Annotated in this window: 10 protein-coding genes; 5 read left to right on the top strand and 5 right to left on the bottom strand. The window is 62.9% G+C overall.

Going from position 1 to position 16,020, the window contains the following annotated elements:
• Positions 1–519 precede the first annotated feature (519 nt).
• The gene (locus E3O46_RS06615; protein WP_134561363.1) at positions 520–1,083 is read left to right on the top strand and encodes a hypothetical protein; all 564 of its coding nucleotides are present in this window, start codon (positions 520–522) and stop codon (positions 1,081–1,083) included.
• A gap of 324 nt (positions 1,084–1,407) precedes the next feature.
• On the opposite strand, the gene E3O46_RS06610 is transcribed toward E3O46_RS06615, so the two are convergent.
• Complete coding sequence (locus E3O46_RS06610; protein ID WP_134561362.1) at positions 1,408–3,594, bottom strand: hypothetical protein; 2,187 nt, start codon at positions 3,592–3,594, stop codon at positions 1,408–1,410.
• 1,011 nt (positions 3,595–4,605) lie between these two features.
• Here E3O46_RS06610 and E3O46_RS06605 point away from each other — a divergent pair.
• The gene (locus E3O46_RS06605) at positions 4,606–5,262 is read left to right on the top strand and encodes a histidine phosphatase family protein (RefSeq protein ID WP_241975277.1); all 657 of its coding nucleotides are present in this window, start codon (positions 4,606–4,608) and stop codon (positions 5,260–5,262) included.
• Between the two features lie 129 nt (positions 5,263–5,391).
• Here E3O46_RS06605 and E3O46_RS06600 read toward each other — a convergent pair whose 3' ends face one another.
• The 4 genes from E3O46_RS06600 to E3O46_RS06585 all read right to left on the bottom strand — a co-directional run bounded on the left by E3O46_RS06600 (position 5,392) and on the right by E3O46_RS06585 (position 11,860).
• A complete protein-coding gene (locus E3O46_RS06600; protein ID WP_166791034.1) occupies positions 5,392–7,005 on the bottom strand; it encodes a phospholipase D family protein in 1,614 nt (537 codons plus the stop codon).
• 394 nt (positions 7,006–7,399) lie between these two features.
• Positions 7,400–8,998 (bottom strand): MFS transporter, encoded by a 1,599-nt coding sequence (locus tag E3O46_RS06595; RefSeq protein WP_198413693.1) that lies wholly within the window; start codon positions 8,996–8,998, stop codon positions 7,400–7,402.
• Between the two features lie 145 nt (positions 8,999–9,143).
• Positions 9,144–11,045 (bottom strand): ABC transporter ATP-binding protein, encoded by a 1,902-nt coding sequence (locus tag E3O46_RS06590; RefSeq protein ID WP_134561361.1) that lies wholly within the window; start codon positions 11,043–11,045, stop codon positions 9,144–9,146.
• A 437-nt stretch (positions 11,046–11,482) separates the two neighbouring features.
• Entirely contained in the window at positions 11,483–11,860 is a 378-nt protein-coding gene (locus E3O46_RS06585) for a hypothetical protein (RefSeq protein WP_134561360.1), read from the bottom strand.
• 734 nt (positions 11,861–12,594) lie between these two features.
• On the opposite strand from E3O46_RS06585, the gene E3O46_RS06580 reads away from it, so the two are divergent.
• The 3 genes from E3O46_RS06580 (at position 12,595) to E3O46_RS06570 (ending at position 16,000) form a co-directional block, all read left to right on the top strand.
• Positions 12,595–13,998 carry a sugar porter family MFS transporter gene (locus tag E3O46_RS06580; protein ID WP_134558554.1) on the top strand — a complete coding sequence of 468 codons (1,404 nt, stop codon included), beginning with the start codon at positions 12,595–12,597 and terminating at the stop codon, positions 13,996–13,998.
• 65 nt (positions 13,999–14,063) lie between these two features.
• Positions 14,064–14,636 carry an RNA polymerase sigma factor gene (locus tag E3O46_RS06575; protein WP_241987347.1) on the top strand — a complete coding sequence of 191 codons (573 nt, stop codon included), beginning with the start codon at positions 14,064–14,066 and terminating at the stop codon, positions 14,634–14,636.
• 68 nt (positions 14,637–14,704) lie between these two features.
• The gene (locus E3O46_RS06570) at positions 14,705–16,000 is read left to right on the top strand and encodes a hypothetical protein (protein ID WP_134561359.1); all 1,296 of its coding nucleotides are present in this window, start codon (positions 14,705–14,707) and stop codon (positions 15,998–16,000) included.
• Positions 16,001–16,020 lie beyond the last annotated feature (20 nt).

Genomic DNA, 16,020 nt, shown 5'->3' with positions numbered 1-16,020 from the left:
CCGCCGAATCCTGGTGGGCAGATCTGTTGGCCATGAGTGGGCAGTTTTCATGGCCATCAGCGGGCATTTTCCGTGGCCGCCAGTGGGCAGTTCTTCATGGCCCTTGACATTCAGCGAAACAGAAGGATTGGACGCTCTTGAAGGTGGTGTCTTCGACGCAGGCTGGGCTGGTTCGGTGCTCCGAGGGTCACCCGCGGCTGGCTGGGGTGAAGTATCTGAGTAGATGGGTTCCGGGTGCGTCCCGTGTTCGAGGTAGTACGCCCCGTCCTCCGTCAACGTGGCATTCCAAGTGGCGCCCCGACCAGAAATGACCACCAGCCCATGGTTGTGAAGCGAGCGAGCCATGATCCGGTGGGCCCAATCCGCGTAGATTCCGGCGGGGCATCCCTCTTGTACCCACGCGAGCAATCTTGCTTGTGTCGGGTTCAACTCCGCATTTTGCTTTGGCATGCCGCTAATCATCCCGCGCTGGCCTACCGTCGAGTCAAGCAGCGCGGTGAGTTGCCCTACCGTGGGCTCATGGACTTTGAATCATTTGGTGGCTGGTGGACAAGTCAAGCGTGGGGGAGCGTCCCAGACTGGATTGCTGCCATCGCCACCACAGGCGCGTTGTTCTGGGCCTTCCTTCTGTTCTCGTCGGACCGGATTCGAGCTTCGCAAGCTGAAGCCAATCGCTTCACGGCCTACATCGTCAGCACAACGCACGAAGGGACGTTTTCTACCGCCAAGTTCGAGTTCTTCAATGCAGGTGACACGCCTGTCCCGCTTGCCTATCTCATCACCTGCCAGGCGACTGGAAACAGTGGTATGCCGCTGACAGCTGATGGGGGATATATCTTTCGGCCAGGTTCACGGACGAGCTTTCGCACTCGACTTGAGCGTCACTCGAACGACACCTTCAATTACGTCTATTTTCAAGACTCGCACGGGCGCACGTGGCTGCGCGATATCGCCACAGGTAAGTACGTGTCACTTCGACGGCAGACGCGGGGACCGTGGCTGCGGTACAAAGGCAGTCCGAAAGCTAGGTGGGATCAGTTCGTTCAGAATCACCAGGAGCGCCCGCCGCGGTCGAGACAGTGAAGTGGCGGGATTTCGGTCCGAATGTCATAACCGCCCATATCAGTCAGTCTGACTCTCGATACTGGCGGATTCCCCCTGCTCGGCGTTGGCACCTCGTAGTGGGGTCTGGACCAGACATGGGCAAAGTCCGTAGGCTCACGACGAACCTTCCCTACGCGCTTACCAGCGCGGGCGCCTTGGCCCGCTCGTCGACTAATGGGGGCCTGCCGGCCGATGAAACTCCGCCCGGCAGTCGTCTTCGCTGCTCTTGCTCTCCCAACGGGCTGCACCTCATACTCCGACGTACTGCTGTGTAGGAGTGCAAATGAATGTCTCCTTTGAGGCTTACTCTCCTGGCAAGCCACCTTCCGTGACTGTCGCGGCGTCTCCTAACCGGCGCTGAAGATCCTCCCACCTGAGCGGACCAGCGCCCACGTCAACAAGAGACGCTCGTGTGACGTCCCTCGACAAGAAGCTGCCCGGAGCTGCCTCACCAACCGAAGCGACCTCAGTACGTCTCAACAGATAGTAATTGTACGTTTGGGGATCGGCAGTGCCGTCGGGGGCGTCCAATCGCGCCTCCATGAATACGAAGACATCTGCCGACCGAAGATGCAGGTCGATCGTGAAATAAGGTGCATTGTCTTCATCATTTTGGTGCAAGAAGAACGACTTGTTTGCGTTCCTACGGGGGAGGAATCGCACCGGGATTAGCGCAGCGACGGCGTCGTCGGAAAGCTTGATGCCTCCACTGTCGGCTCGGACGCCGCTCACACTTGCGGCCAGCTTGGCTTCAAGGGCCAAAATTGTCTCGCGCTCGGGACGCTTCCTTTCTCTATTCAAGACCTCAGGGAGGTTCGACAGTTTTGTGCGAAATGCAGGGAAGACCGGCCTGAACTCGCCAAACAGAAATGCCTCGTACTCGGATTCGTCCTCGCTTTCGGTGTGACCTCGCAGTGCGCTTTCACGTTGCAGAGAAGTGACGAGAGCAACCACTGCTAATGGGTATAGACCTGCCACTACCGCAGAAAGGATGGCCCAGGGAGCGTCACTTCCGCTGGCAATAACGCCATAGATCGCCGCTATCGCTAGCGGTGCGAGGGCGGCGGAAAGAACACCAGAGGCGAGGCGCGTGCCCGCCGCGGGGGTGCCGACGGCAAGACCTCGAGCAGCAAGCCGGTCCCACCATCTGAAAACGCCTCCTGTGAATATGGCCTGATAAACGACGGCCAGAGTCAAGCCGCAAACCGCCGCCGAGAACGTCTCGCCCAACTGCTGATTAAGGACGCCGGACAGATAATCCCGCAGCCAACCTGGAATGAACCACGCAACAGCAAGAAAATCGCTTACGAGCGCGGGCCATTGACCTTCCTGGAGGAGCAACGTGATACCTGGCGTCGCGGCAAGACTGAGCCAGCGGCAGACCATCCTCATCGCGCTCCGCAGCTCGCGCAATTCGACCGCTAGCGCGAACTCTTGCTCTTCCGCTTCGGTAAAGACTCGGTTGACGGGGCTTCCCGCCGTCTCGTCCTCGTTACCATTCGATCGAGCTGCATCGGCAACCACGGCTAGCAGGACGCTTAGAAAACCCTCCGTGTTCTTGAAATAGGTGGTGTGAGCGGAAAGGGGTGAGCCGCTGTTCTGCGCTATCAGTTCAATTGGGTAGTTGCTGTTCGAGATTTGGCCGGCCGATACCGGGTCCAGTTGACTATATATATTTATCCACCGCGTTTCTGGGCGTCTGGCGCGGAGTCGAGCTACCGGATCACGCCCTGGAAGTTGGAGGAGTCTGAGTGCCGAACCGACGGTCACTAAGAAATCACAACGTGGATCTGTAGTGGCGGCCAACGTTTCCACGGCGATTACGGAACCCTGAGAGTGAGCGATCACGATAACGCGGTCACATTTTTCCGCAATCCATTGGAGGTCACTCAGGCATCGGCTGCGCATCGCCGAAAACTTGGTCTCGCTGCTCCGCAGGACGAGAGCGTCTCCAGCGGCGGTCGTGAGCCAGTCTGCGAACTTTAGAGTGCTTCGCCTACCCCATGGCAGGAGTTGCAGAAGGACATATGCGATCAGAATCAGCAGGGGCACGGCAAGGACGAGAGCCACTGCGAGTCCAAGCGTCACTGCCGCGATCCACCACCATTCCCCCGGAAGAAAGAAGGACAGAAGAGCCAGAAATAGTAGAAGTAGTCCCCAGGTGAAGTGCGTCCACCTCCATATGACTCGATACATCATCCCGGGCATCCAGGCGAGAACTTGGGTCAGCGGCGGAGGAGCAAAGCTTTCGGCCCACCAGCATTCCGCCACTACCACTTTGGCTTCGTCGTTCTCGCAGGACCACGTTCCCTCGATGTGTCGAGGCGTTGTTGGGTCGTCGCTAATTGTTGAAAGATCGAAATCGCCGCCATGGCCGCGTGACCAGGTCCGGAGCCAGCCTAGGAACGGATCGCCCATGTCCGCCAGGGTCGAACCTGGCGCTTGCTTACCAATCCCATGCACGAGTAAGAGCCCGACGGTGTTGCCCATGCCAGCACACTAGCTCTGGTTGAAGGACTTGTGTGCTCGTTGTGGCTTTCGCCAGTGGGGTACCGAGGACATGCGCGGACTCAGAAATGGAGGTCAAATCGTCCGAGGTCACAATGAGCGACGGTCTTTCGATGCCGGACGTGCGCGGGTTCGAGCACGCGGGCGTCGCGCGAGTTCACGCCGACTCGGGGTTCTCGGTCGCCAGCACCTATGAGGACGCCCCGTCGGCCGCCCTCCGGAAGTGGTGTCGTCGGTGGCTCATCCGTTCATGTACTAATTATCTCGACTCTGCTCTGTCGACAGTTGCTCGTTGACGGGCGCTACTTTGCTCTGACAAGCAGTCAAACAAGACTGGCCACGCACAGGGCGACGATTCGGCTGCTCCGACGAATGGGACCACGATCGACTGGGGTTGGCAAGGTGCATCACCGGAATGGTGATAGAAAGTAGCGACTTTCTGGTACGCGGCCCAAGGCGATTATAGGAAGTGGAGGAAAATCCGGAAATTGTGGAGGAAAACGACGCCTGAGATCTGGCGCGATCCGCGCCCTGCAGCCTTTCGTAAACAGCCCACCAAATGTCCCGGAAACTCAAGGGTTTCCGGGACTTTTTGGTTAAAGGATTTAACGAGAGCCCCGCGCTACGCGAGCGGTCTCATCGAGGCACCCGGCTAAAACCGTAAAGGCCCACGGAACGTCTAGGCTCCTGAGGTCATCCGGGCGGTCGTGTCGAAGGTCTCGTGGACCTCTCGGTCGGCCGCGACGGGCAGCGCTAGAACTCACACCCGCGTGGGAGCGCAGTACGTCCATGTTGAGAGCGGCATCCGGGGTTCCCGGGGGCGAGCATCTCTTCGCTTCCCGAGTCGTCTGCGCTCACCATGAACGGCCGTAGCCGCGTGATTGCTGGGATGCCCATTCCCCCACCCGTTTCGAACGCCCGCGGGGTGAACGCTGGCCTTTCCATCAATCAAGAACCTCCATCGAAACCGGGGGGTGATACTACTGTTGCCGTATGTTCATGAACGAGCCGCTGCCCAGCCACCCCGCTCCGGATAACCCGTCAGGGAAGCTGATTCTCTTGCGCCATGGGGAGACGGAGTGGTCGAAGGAGGGTAAACACACTGGACTCACGGATGTTCCGCTCACCGACCGGGGAGAGGAACTGGCCCGCGGCGCGGGTAGGTTAGTGGCCGGCTACGATTTCTCCCTCGTGCTGACCTCGCCGCTGCAGCGTGCGCGACGCACTGCTGAGCTCGCTGGCCTTCAAGCGGAGGTTGATCCGCTTCTCGTTGAGTGGGACTACGGCGGGTACGAGGGGCGTACGACGCGCGATATCCGCAGCGAACTCGGCTACAACTGGAGCGCATTCACCCACGGCGTGATTCGTGGTCACACGCCCGGTGAGACGGTCGAGGAGGTCGCCGCCCGCGCGTCGCGGGTGCTCACGCGGGTGCTGCCTGCCATGGAGGAGGGAAATGTCGCCCTGATCGCGCATGGCCATTTCCTGCGCATTCTCACCGCCGTGTACCTGAGGATGGCCCCTCGATTCGGTGCTCAAATCACCCTGGATGCTGGATCAGTCTCCGTGCTCAGCTTCTACCGTGAGCAGCCGGCCATCGTGTCTTGGAACTACGGAGCCGAACTTCCCTTGGTGCCCTCGGAGTCCTAAGACGCAACTCAGGCTGCCCAAGGACTTGCGATTCGGTGCCGGCTGCTGGTGCGCCGGCATGTGAGCGAGGTTGAACATTTCGCGGATGCGGCTGCCTGGGCGAAACCGTCGGACCTAGAACTGCGCGGCCTAAAAGCGCGCGGTACCTCGCAACGGGCGGGGCCGGCCATCCGGGTCCATGACGAAGCGCCCGATGGGGACCGCCCAGAGCCGCTGGATGCGCGTGACCGGTTCGGGAGTGTGGTGGCGCACTCGTCCCGTGGGGCGGGTCGCGCGGTGGCCGGTTGCGTGCCAGTCGTCGAGGCCGTCGGCGGTGGTGTTCCACAGGCGGAGCGCGGCGGCGGGGTCGCCGAGCGCGGGATCGTCCGGGTCCAGGCCCAGGTGTTCCGACCACAGTTGCAGGCGGAGGTCCCGGGCCAGACGCCCGGAAGCATCGGGGCCGTTCCCTGCGCCGGGTGCTTCCGGGGTGCCCGGGGTGGTATCGATGACGGCGCACGTGAGCTCGCTGTCGGTGGTCCACGATCGGCGATTGAAGTTGTCCGAGCCACAGGTGACCCACGTGTCGTCGACGATGCAGACCTTGGCGTGCACGTAGATCGGAGTGCCCGCGGCGTTCTCGAGGTCGAAAACGCCGACCCGGCCTGGCGCGGCGCGGCGGAGCATGCTGAGTGCCCGCAACTGGCCCAGCCGGCTTGCCGGCCCGGCGAGACGCCCGTCGGAGTCGGGATACCGGGGCACGACGACGATCAGGGTCAACTCGGGGTTGCGTGTGAGGGCCGCCGCGAGAGCGGCTGCGACTTCCGTGGACCACAGATACTGGTCCTCTATGTAGATCAGCGAGCGCGCGCGGGCGAAGGCCTTCCCGTAGGCGCGGGCAATGCTGCGCTCCCCGGCAGGCGCGAACGGGAACGGTGGGCGCTTCACACCGTAGGTGCGCAGCAGCTGCACGGCGTGCGGGCCCGCCGGCGGCGGTGGTGGCGCGGATTCCGGCAGGGGCCTGGGGTGCCGGGGCATGCGGGCGAGACGCTGTAGCAGCATCCGGTAGGGCGTGCGCCGGTCCAGTGGGTGAGGGTCGTTCCATCGCTCGGCGAACACCGCCAGTAGGTCTGCCACCACGGGGCCGTGCAGTTCGAGGGAGGCATCGTGCCACGGCGGGCGTTTGCCGTACCGCGGATCCATATCCAGCGCCTGCGGGTCTCCCGTGTGTCCGGCGTCGTCCCGGCGGCCGTGGCAAAGGTCGAGTCCGCCGACGAACGCGATGTCCCGCGACGGGTCGTCCCGACGGCGGATGACGAAGAACTTCTGGTGATGCGAGCCGAAGAGGCGCACGCGCTGGTCCAGCAGCACCTCGCCGCCAGCCTCGTTGATCTCGCGACCCAGCCGTTCGTTGGAGCGGCCGCTCATCGGGGCCGACACGCTTTCCCCGTGGGATCTCCAGACGAGGCCGCGCACTTCCACTCCCGAGCGGGCCAGTCCAGCGAGCAGATCGCCGATCGATGGCCCGTCCGGCAGCATCCGCTCGTCGGCATCGCCACGCCAGTCGGTGAACCAGACGCGGTCTCCCGCCTGCAACGCCGTCAACTCCTCGTGCAGCCGGGCGAAGTAGGTGGTGCCATGCACCAGGGGCACCACGAGGTTGCCCTCCGACCAGGCCGGCGATCCGGCACTACCCGCATGCACGTCCGTGGACAGGTTTCCGCGCTCGGCCCGGCTGAGGAACCAGGTACTCGGATCAGTGCGCACGCGATGCACTTTACGGCACGACCGATCCGAGGCCGAGGATCACTCCTGCACATCCTCGGGTGGGATAAGGGATCCGTGGAAGTGCTGCTGCCGGAACCATCCCGATGTGCCTCCACCGGGGATCTGATGCAGCCAAACGGGCAATGAAACGACCGTGATGTCTCCTTCAGGAGCAGCCGCGTGGATTTCGCACATGGACTGGCTCACCGACCCGCCGATCTACCTTCCACTTTGCGCCGAGGATCGAGCGTTTTCAATCGTTCCATCCGCGAAAGCGGAAGAACGTCCGTAACTTCCTTGGCGGTGCCGGTGTTGCTCGACGTGTCGGTCACGGTTCAGCGCTCCTAGTGCGTGCGGCCCTCGACGGGTGTGGGGCATCGAGCCGGTGTGCCGGTCAGCCCTTGGTGGAGACGGTCGGGGCGGTCGGGGAGATCGCGTCCTCGGGCCAGGCCGACTCGTACGGGTGGCCGGTCAGCTTCTCGACGACCACACGGGCCTCGGAGGTGACGTCGTCCTTGGAGCCGCCGGCCTCGAGGCGGTCGATCTCGGCGCGCAGGACTGCGTGGTTCTGCGGGTCGAGGTACATGAACCGTGAGATGGCGAACGCGATAGCGATGAGGACGAGGGGCCCGACGATGACGACGAGTGCGATGACGTGCTGGGTGCCGGAGCTCTGAACGAGGGGACAGGAGTTGAGGCACGAGGCGTCGAGCTGCACGCCGCCCTCGCTGCCGGGCTTGAGGAATCCACCCAGGTCCAGGAACCACGAGACGATGAGGGTCGCGACCGCGCCTGTCGACTTGCGGCCGAAGGTCATCACCGCGGCATAGATTCCGGCGCGGTCCTGGCGGGTCATAATCCGGTCGACGTCGGGGATGAACGGGAAGACGTTCCACGGCGTGAACTCGAGGATGGATCGTCCGGCCTGATACGCGAGGCCGACGATGACGAGCAGCACCATCGTCGAGGACGGCTGGATGAGGTAGATCGCGCCGAGGGCGAGCAGGCAGGCGATGATCACGGAGTAGGACATGGCAAACAAGTAGCGCGGGCCCTTGCGGATCATGAGGAATGCGGCGAGCACCGTGGTCGGCAGCCCGATGATGGACAGCGCCTGGAGGGTGAGGCCGAAAGACTCGCTGCCGTGCACGGCGTACACGACGAAGAACGTCAGCGCTGTGGCGAAGATGTCCTTGCCCGTAAAGGAGAAGAGATAGATCGCCAGGTGCTTGCGGAAGCTCGAGTTCTTGAACGTCGAGCCGAAGTCCTTGAGGTTGTCGGTAATGAGCTTTCCGACAGGCACCTTGGGCTGGGCGTCGAGCTCCGCGAGGAACTCCGGGGTGAGCTTGCGCTCCCAGGTGGTGAAGTACGTCGTGATGACGGCGCCGGCGAACAGCACGGAGAAGATGAGACCGGTGATGAGGTAGGCGTTCGGGTTGTTCGTCCCTTTGATCTGGGCCGGGATGAAGAAGACGAGGAAGGTGCCCGTGGCCGACAGGAACATGCGGGTTGAGCTGAGCTTCGTCCGCAGCTTGTAGTTGTCCGTCATCTCAGTGGGCAGGGTCTCCCACGGGATGAGAATCATCGCCATGATCATCTCAACAGCCAGGTAGACGATCAGGTAGTACCAGAAGCCCTGTTGCGAGATCCACAGCAGGGGGAAGACGACGAGGAGCAAGGGTGCGCCGATGAGCAGGAAGAAGTGGCGGCGGCCGAACTTTTTGCCCAGGCGGGTCCGATAGAAGTTGTCGGTCAGCGGGCCGATGATGAGGCTGACGACCGCGTCGACGATGCGGGCGATGAAGAGGATGGTGCCGGCTTGGACGGCGCTGACGTCCCCGTAGGTCGTGAAGAAGTACAGCATCAGGCCGCTGATGATGGTGTTCCAGCCGCCGCCCATGAGGTCCAGGACACCGAAGCCGATGCTCCGGGCAAGCGTGATGGGTCGGGCCGTGTACACGCGTGGGGTCGATTTGTCGATGAGGGGGCTCACGTCATTGTGCCTTCTGCTTCAGGGTCCCAGGCTCGTTCCGGGGATGTCTGCACACTACCATACAAGCACACATGCGCGTGTGATCGAGGCATGAGCACAGCGATATACGGATCCTTCCCTGTGCCGACACGACCGAGCTCAGCGACTAGGTCCGGCTCAGCGCTTCCTCATCGGCCGCAACATTCTTCTGCACGGCGAACTGGGTCCGGTGCAATTCCTCGTACCGCCCACCCGCGGCCAGCAGTTCCTCGTGCGTACCGCGCTCCACGATCGAGCCGTCCTCAACCACGAGGATCAGGTCCGCGTTGCGGATGGTGGAGAGGCGGTGTGCGATCACCATCGCCGTCCGTCCCTTGAGCGCCTCGCTGAGCGCCGCCTGCACGGCGGCCTCAGACGTCGAGTCCAGCGCCGCCGTCGCCTCGTCGAGGATGACGACGCGCGGCTGGGCGAGCAGGAGCCTCGCGATGGTCATCCGCTGGCGCTCACCCCCGGACAGCCGGTAGCCACGCTCTCCCACCATGGTGTCCAGCTGGTCCGGCAGCGACCGGATGAGCGGCTCGAGCCGCGCACGGCGGACGGCGTCCCACACCTCGTCGTCGGACGCCTCCGGCCTCGCAAGGCGCAGATTGGAGAGGATGGTCTCGTGGAACAGGTGGCCGTCCTGCGTCACCATGCCCAGGCTGTGCCGCATGGAGACGAACGTAACATCGCGGACATCCGTCCCCGCGAGGCGCACGGCGCCGCTGTCGACGTCATACAGGCGCGAGAGGAGCTGCGCAATTGTGGACTTGCCGGCACCGGACGAACCAACGAGGGCAACGGTCTGCCCCGGCTCAATCCTGAAGGACACGCCGTGCAGCACCTCCTCGCCGCCGCGGGTGTCCAGCGTGGAAACCTCCTCGAGAGAGGCGAGGGACACCTTGTCCGCGGACGGGTAGGCGAAGCGAACGTTGTCGAACTCGACGGCCACTGGGCCTTCTGGGACGGGGACGGCGTCGGGCTTCTCCTGGATGAGCGGTTCGAGGTCCAGCACCTCGAAGACGCGCTCGAAGCTGACCACCGCGCTCATGATCTCCACCCGTGCGTTTGCCAGGCCGGTGAGCGGCGCGTAGAGGCGGGTGAGGAGGAGCGCCAAGGTGACCACGTCACCGGTATTCAGCTGGCCGGCGAGTGCGAGGGAGCCGCCGAGCCCGTACACGAGCGCCAGAGCGAGAGCAGAGACGAGCATCAGTGCGGTGAAGAAGACGAACTGCAGCATCGCGGTCCGGACCCCGATGTCGCGGACGCGGGCGGCGCGGACGCGGAACTCCTCGGCCTCCTCGTCGGGCCGGCCGAACAGCTTGACGAGGGTGGCGCCGGGCGCCGAGAAGCGCTCGGTCATCTGCGTGCTCATGGCGGAATTGTGGTCGGCGGCCTCGCGGCGCAGCGCGGCGAGGCGGCTGCCCATGCGGCGCGCGGGCACCAGAAAGATGGGGAGCATGATCACGGCGAGAATCGTCACGAGCCAGGACGTGCTGAGCATGACGATCAGGGTGAGGGTCAGCGCCACGAGGTTCGTGACCACGCCGGACAGCGTGCCGCTAAAGGCCTGCTGAGCGCCGATCACATCGTTGTTGAGGCGGCTCACGAGGGCGCCCGTCCGCGTGCGGGTGAAGAACGCGATCGGCATCTTCTGCACGTGGTTGAAGACGGCAGTGCGGAGGTCCAGGATCACGCCTTCGCCGATCCGCGCCGAGTACCAGCGCGTCACGAGTGACACGGCGGCGTCGGCCACGGCCACGAGGGCGATGACCACTGCGATCCAAACGATCGTGGTGACCGCGCCCTGGGCGACGATGACGTCGACCACCTTGCCGGCGAGTACCGGCGTCGCGACCGCGAGAAAAGCTCCCACGATGGAGAGGGTGATGAAGATCAGAAGCTTGGACCGGTAGGGCACCGCGAACGTCAGGATCCGCCGAACGGACTCACGGGAGAAGCCGTTCTTGCCGTCCCTGGCGGAAGAGATCTTGTACAGCGAGCTCCAGGCCGCGCTTTCCATGCTCATTGAGGTTCCTTCCGTGGGCAGAGGGCAAGCTTAGATGGGCGACTTGAGCCCGTATGAAACGAACCATCGTTGGTGTTGCCGCGTTAGTCCTCCTCAGCGGCTGTCAAGCGAATGTGAGTGCAGACACTGTCCCGTCCGGTCGCATCATTCCCACGACCACGGGTACTTCCTTAGATGGAGATTTCGTCGTAGTAGACGGGTGCGTCCACGTGCAGCTGCAAGACGACGGTGAGACATGCCCTGTCATCCGGCCGGAGGGGAGCGGAATCTCTGCTGAGGACTCCACCCGGGTGACCCTCCTCAACGGTTCTGTCGCCCTCAATCGGATGCGAACGAGTCCGTGGTTGTACTGACAGCCGTCGGCGACATCCTGCTCCCGCGATAACGCCACGCCACGCCAGAGTGACCATGCAGTCTCAGTAGCAGGAGACAGGACCTTATTCCGGTCTGGTGAAGTTAACGGTGACCGAGGATCCCGCGGGCTGGAAGTCGCCAGCTAGACGGATGAGTTTGCGGTACGAGATCCAACGAGACTCGCGCGTGTCAGTGTGGTCCCTGGTCTCCACGAACAATTCGAACCGCCGTTCGCCCTTCGTAGTGTGCAGCCAAGCCAGGACCTCTTCGATTGAGGTGACGCCTGTAATCCGTTGCGGATCGTGTCGCGCGGGTTGCTCGATATCGTCGCCAGTCCAGAAGCATACCCAATAGATCGACGCTTCTTCCTGCTGCGCGTCAAAATACGATTCATCCCAGTCGACTCGCACATAGCCTCCACCGTCGAGATTGACGATAGCGCCTTCGGCGGGCCAGCTCATCTTCACCAACGTGCCAACCGTGGCCACCAGCGTGGCCGGCGTGGACTTGCTCGACCAACATGCGGCGGCACGCGGTGGAGGATAGAAGGGGGCGCGTGGTGCTGCTCATGGCGCTCCACGAAGTCATCATTTACTCATCAAATTCATCTCTATTTGACCCAAAACGATGACGTACAATCCGAGGCAGCGAACCGCCCGGTTCCCTGTAAACATAAGGGAATCCGAGTGTTTTCGGAGACATTCGGTAGCGACTAAATTAAGGGCAGAACCTTCATGGGGTCGCAGGTACAAATCCTGTCAGCCGGACATTTGGACCCGGAATCATGTGGAAGCAGCGTGGTCCGGGGTTTTGTTGTTCCCCCTACCGTGTCCGGGCCGAAGGAGCGGGCCCGGTCGGCGAACCACCGCCTCGACCACAGTCGGTCAGCGGCACGATGCTGAAATCTTGTGAGCTAGGCTAACAAAAAGCTTGATGTTAGCGATCACTTTCGGCCAAAGAGCCCACTGGCGTGGCATCCAAGTCCCATAACCGGGAAGGGCATGCGTCAGAGGCATGCGTCAGAGTGGACAGCTGCGATAGGGAATAGCTGAGCACACCACAATGTGCCGCGCTCCATGTCATCGCCGAGAACGCACTCATGGCACAACGGCCTAGGCCCGAGACGACGTCCCGGCCAGCCATCCTTCCTAGTGATCAACCGGGGCTGAAACTAGTTCCTCACTCGGAGTGAAAAATGGAAAAAGAAAAAAAGATCGACAGCAAGTTCATCTACTTCTTCGGATCATTCGGAGGCATCCTTTTCGGCTACGACATCGGAGTCATGACTGGGGCGCTCCCGTTCCTGCAAAGCGACTGGGGCCTTGACGATGCCGCCATCATCGGTTGGGTAACCTCTGGCGTCATGTTCGGCGCCATCTTTGGTGGCGCTGTGGCCGGACAGCTATCCGATCGATTCGGACGGCGCAAGATGATTCTCGCCGCAGCGGTCGTCTTCATGCTCGGATCAATTCTCTGCGGCCTGGCACCCGAGGATGGTGTCATCTATCTGGTCATCGCCCGAATCTTCCTGGGGCTGGCGGTCGGCGCGGCGTCCGCATCGGTTCCCGCGTACATGTCCGAGCTTGCACCCGCGCGGCTACGTGGACGCTTGTCCGGCCTGAATCAGACAATGATTGTCTCCGGCATGCTGATCTCATACATCTTGGACTTCCTGCTGAAGGATCTGCCCGAAGCGTGGGCGTGGCGAGTGATGCTCGCGACGGCCGCAGTGCCGGCTGTGATTCTGTATCTGGGCGTGTTGCGGTTGCCCGAATCGCCCCGGTTCCTGGTGAAAGTCGGCAAGGAAGACGAGGCACTCACGGTACTTCGCTACATTCGCCGCCCAGACGAGGTCGATGCCGAGCTCAGATCGATCACAGAAACGGCCCAAGTCGAGAAGCAGGCGGCTGGCAATACCTCACTTGCAACGTTGTTCGACAGCAAGTACCGGTATCTCGTCATTGCGGGTGTCGGTGTCGCCGCGTTCCAGCAGCTCCAAGGTGCCAACGCGATCTTCTACTACATCCCGTTGATCGTGGAAAAGGCCACAGGTAATGCGGCAAGTTCGGCGCTGATGTGGCCGATCATCCAGGGCGTGCTCCTCGTGCTCGGCTCATTGCTGTTCCTGGTGATCGCGGACAAGTTCAACCGACGCCTCTTGCTGACCGTGGGTGGCACGATCATGGGTGTGTCCTTCCTGCTGCCCGCGATACTGAATACCGTGATGAAGGACGCGAATCCGATGATGATCGTGGTGTTCTTGAGCATCTACGTGGCAGCCTATTCGTTCACGTGGGCCCCACTCACCTGGGTGATCGTTGGAGAGATCTTCCCAATGGCGATTCGCGGCAGGGCCTCTGGTATCGCATCGTCTTTCAACTGGATCGGATCGTTCGCGGTCGGTCTCTTGTTCCCGATCATGACCGCATTGATGAGCCAGGACGCGGTGTTCGCGATCTTTGGTGCCATTTGTATTCTTGGTGTCATCTTCATTCGGACTCGTGTCCCCGAAACTCGTGGCCGCACGTTGGAGGACATCGAAACCAAAAGTATTCCGACCCAGAAAGCTTTCGCTTCTTACGAGAGGGCAGGAAGGTGACGATGTTCTCCGAAAGTTCGGGGCGCTGCGTGCAAGAGTTACGGCGGATGCGACATATTCAGTAGGTGAGCATCGCCGACACCCCAGCCACCGCCGACAGGAGCGAGGGAGTGGCGCTGCCTGACAGTGCGGACCCGCCCACGACTGCGGCCGATGTGGACTGGTTCACCGTGATGGTCCGCGAGTACTCGACCGCGCTCATCCGCTATTTCGCCCGCCGCGGGCCGCGTCAGGATGCCGAGGACCTGGCCGCTGAGGTCTTCGCGACAGCCTGGCGTCGACGCAACGACGTGCCCCGGGAGGCCGTGCTGCCGTGGCTGTATCGCACGGCGGGATTCACGCTCGCGAATGCGCGCAGGAAGCACGTTGATCTTCCGGTGGACGAGGTGCCCGAGTCGGGCGTGGCGCGAGTCGACGGTGATCCGGAGCTGAACAGCCTGTTCGATGCGGAACTCCGTGGCGCGTTGGCAAGCGTGAGCGAGCGCGACCGGCAGATCCTTCTTCTACACGCGTGGGAGGGTCTGGACGGAGCCGAGCTCGCCGAGGTGCTCGGTATCTCCCGATCCGGGGCGGACGCCGCGCTGTCGCGTGCGCGCAAGCGATTGCGAGAAGCCTGGGGCGAGCGGATGTCGTTCTAGGGCTTCTGCAAGATTCGGCACGCCCCGCACATTAACCAGGTGAACCGAAAGCCCGGAGGCTGATTGACATGAACGACGACGACAAACAACAAGACCCGGTCGCCCGGCTGCGTGCCGCCGACCCCGCTGGCGATATCGAAGCACGTGCCGGGTTCGCCGACGAGGTCGTCGCTCGGATGACCGGCCCTGAGGCTGAACCGATGGCCGGATCGGCACCCGTGGCCGACCTGGAGACGGCACGAGCACGCCGACGGCCGCGCTGGCTCCCGTTCGTCGCGGTCGCGGCGTCGATCGCGATCGTCGGTGCCGCGGGATACGGGATCGGAGCGAGCGAAGGCGGGCCGAAGAGCCTGGCCGACGGCGCTGCTCCGCCCATCACTCTGCAGTCCAATGGGCGCCCCGACAGCGTCGGGCAAGGCGGAATGGAGCCATCCGTGGGTTCTGGCGCCGCGACCGACCAGAAGATGTCTTCCTCGACCTACCCCTACGGATCCGGCCGGAACTCCTTCAGCGCGTCCGGTCTTGGCACACAGGCGGGCACAGCGCAGGCTTACGCCTACGACCCTCGTTCGGCATCCAGCTCAGAAAAGGTCACCGCGCTCGCCGCGGCGCTCGGCATCGGGTCACCAGCCGAACTGCGGGACGGCAGCTGGGTCGCCGGCCCGCAGGATGGCAGCGCCCCGAGCCTGTCCGTGAGTCTCGACGGCATGCTGTCCTTCTACTTCCAGAACCCGCAAATAAACCCGTGGAAGTGCGAGGGTGACAGCGCCTGCGAGCCGACCGGCCAGCCGCCCAGTGAAGACGCTGCGATCGGAGCGCTTCGTGCGCTCGTCGTCGCCGCCGGCCGGGACCCCGCCGCGTTCGCATTCACCTCTCAGGTGTCGGAGGGCTCTCCCACACGGACCGCCCTGGCAAAGCCGGTCATCGACGGGCAGCAAGTCGACCAGGGCTGGTCCTTGGAGATGGCCGAAGGTGGTGTCGTCAACGCCAACGGTGCCCTCGCAGATGTCGTCGCTCTGGGGACGTACCCGGTGGTCAGCGAGCAAGAGGGCTTCGAACGACTTTCAGACCCGCGGTTCAGCGGAGCGGCGACGACTCTGTCGATCGCCCTCCGCGATCAGGCGTCGACGACCGAGGGGTGGGTGGCACCGACGGAGCCGCCGGCAACACCAGTCGCCGGGGGCTCGGTCTCCTGGCCGGTGAACACGGTCGAGATCGTCAGCGCACGCCTGGGTCTCACCACCCAGTGGCAGCCGGACGGGAGCGTCCTGGTGGTCCCCGCGTTCGCGTTCACGGATGCCGAGGGCGGCACCTGGTCGGTTCTCGCCGTCGCGGAATCGAAGCTGGACTTCCGGGCCTTCTAGACCATGACAGTCGCATCGGG

Source organism: Cryobacterium glucosi, from assembly GCF_004402235.1.
GTDB classification, from domain to species: domain Bacteria; phylum Actinomycetota; class Actinomycetes; order Actinomycetales; family Microbacteriaceae; genus Cryobacterium; species Cryobacterium glucosi.
This window is presented reverse-complemented; position numbering and strand designations above follow the sequence as displayed.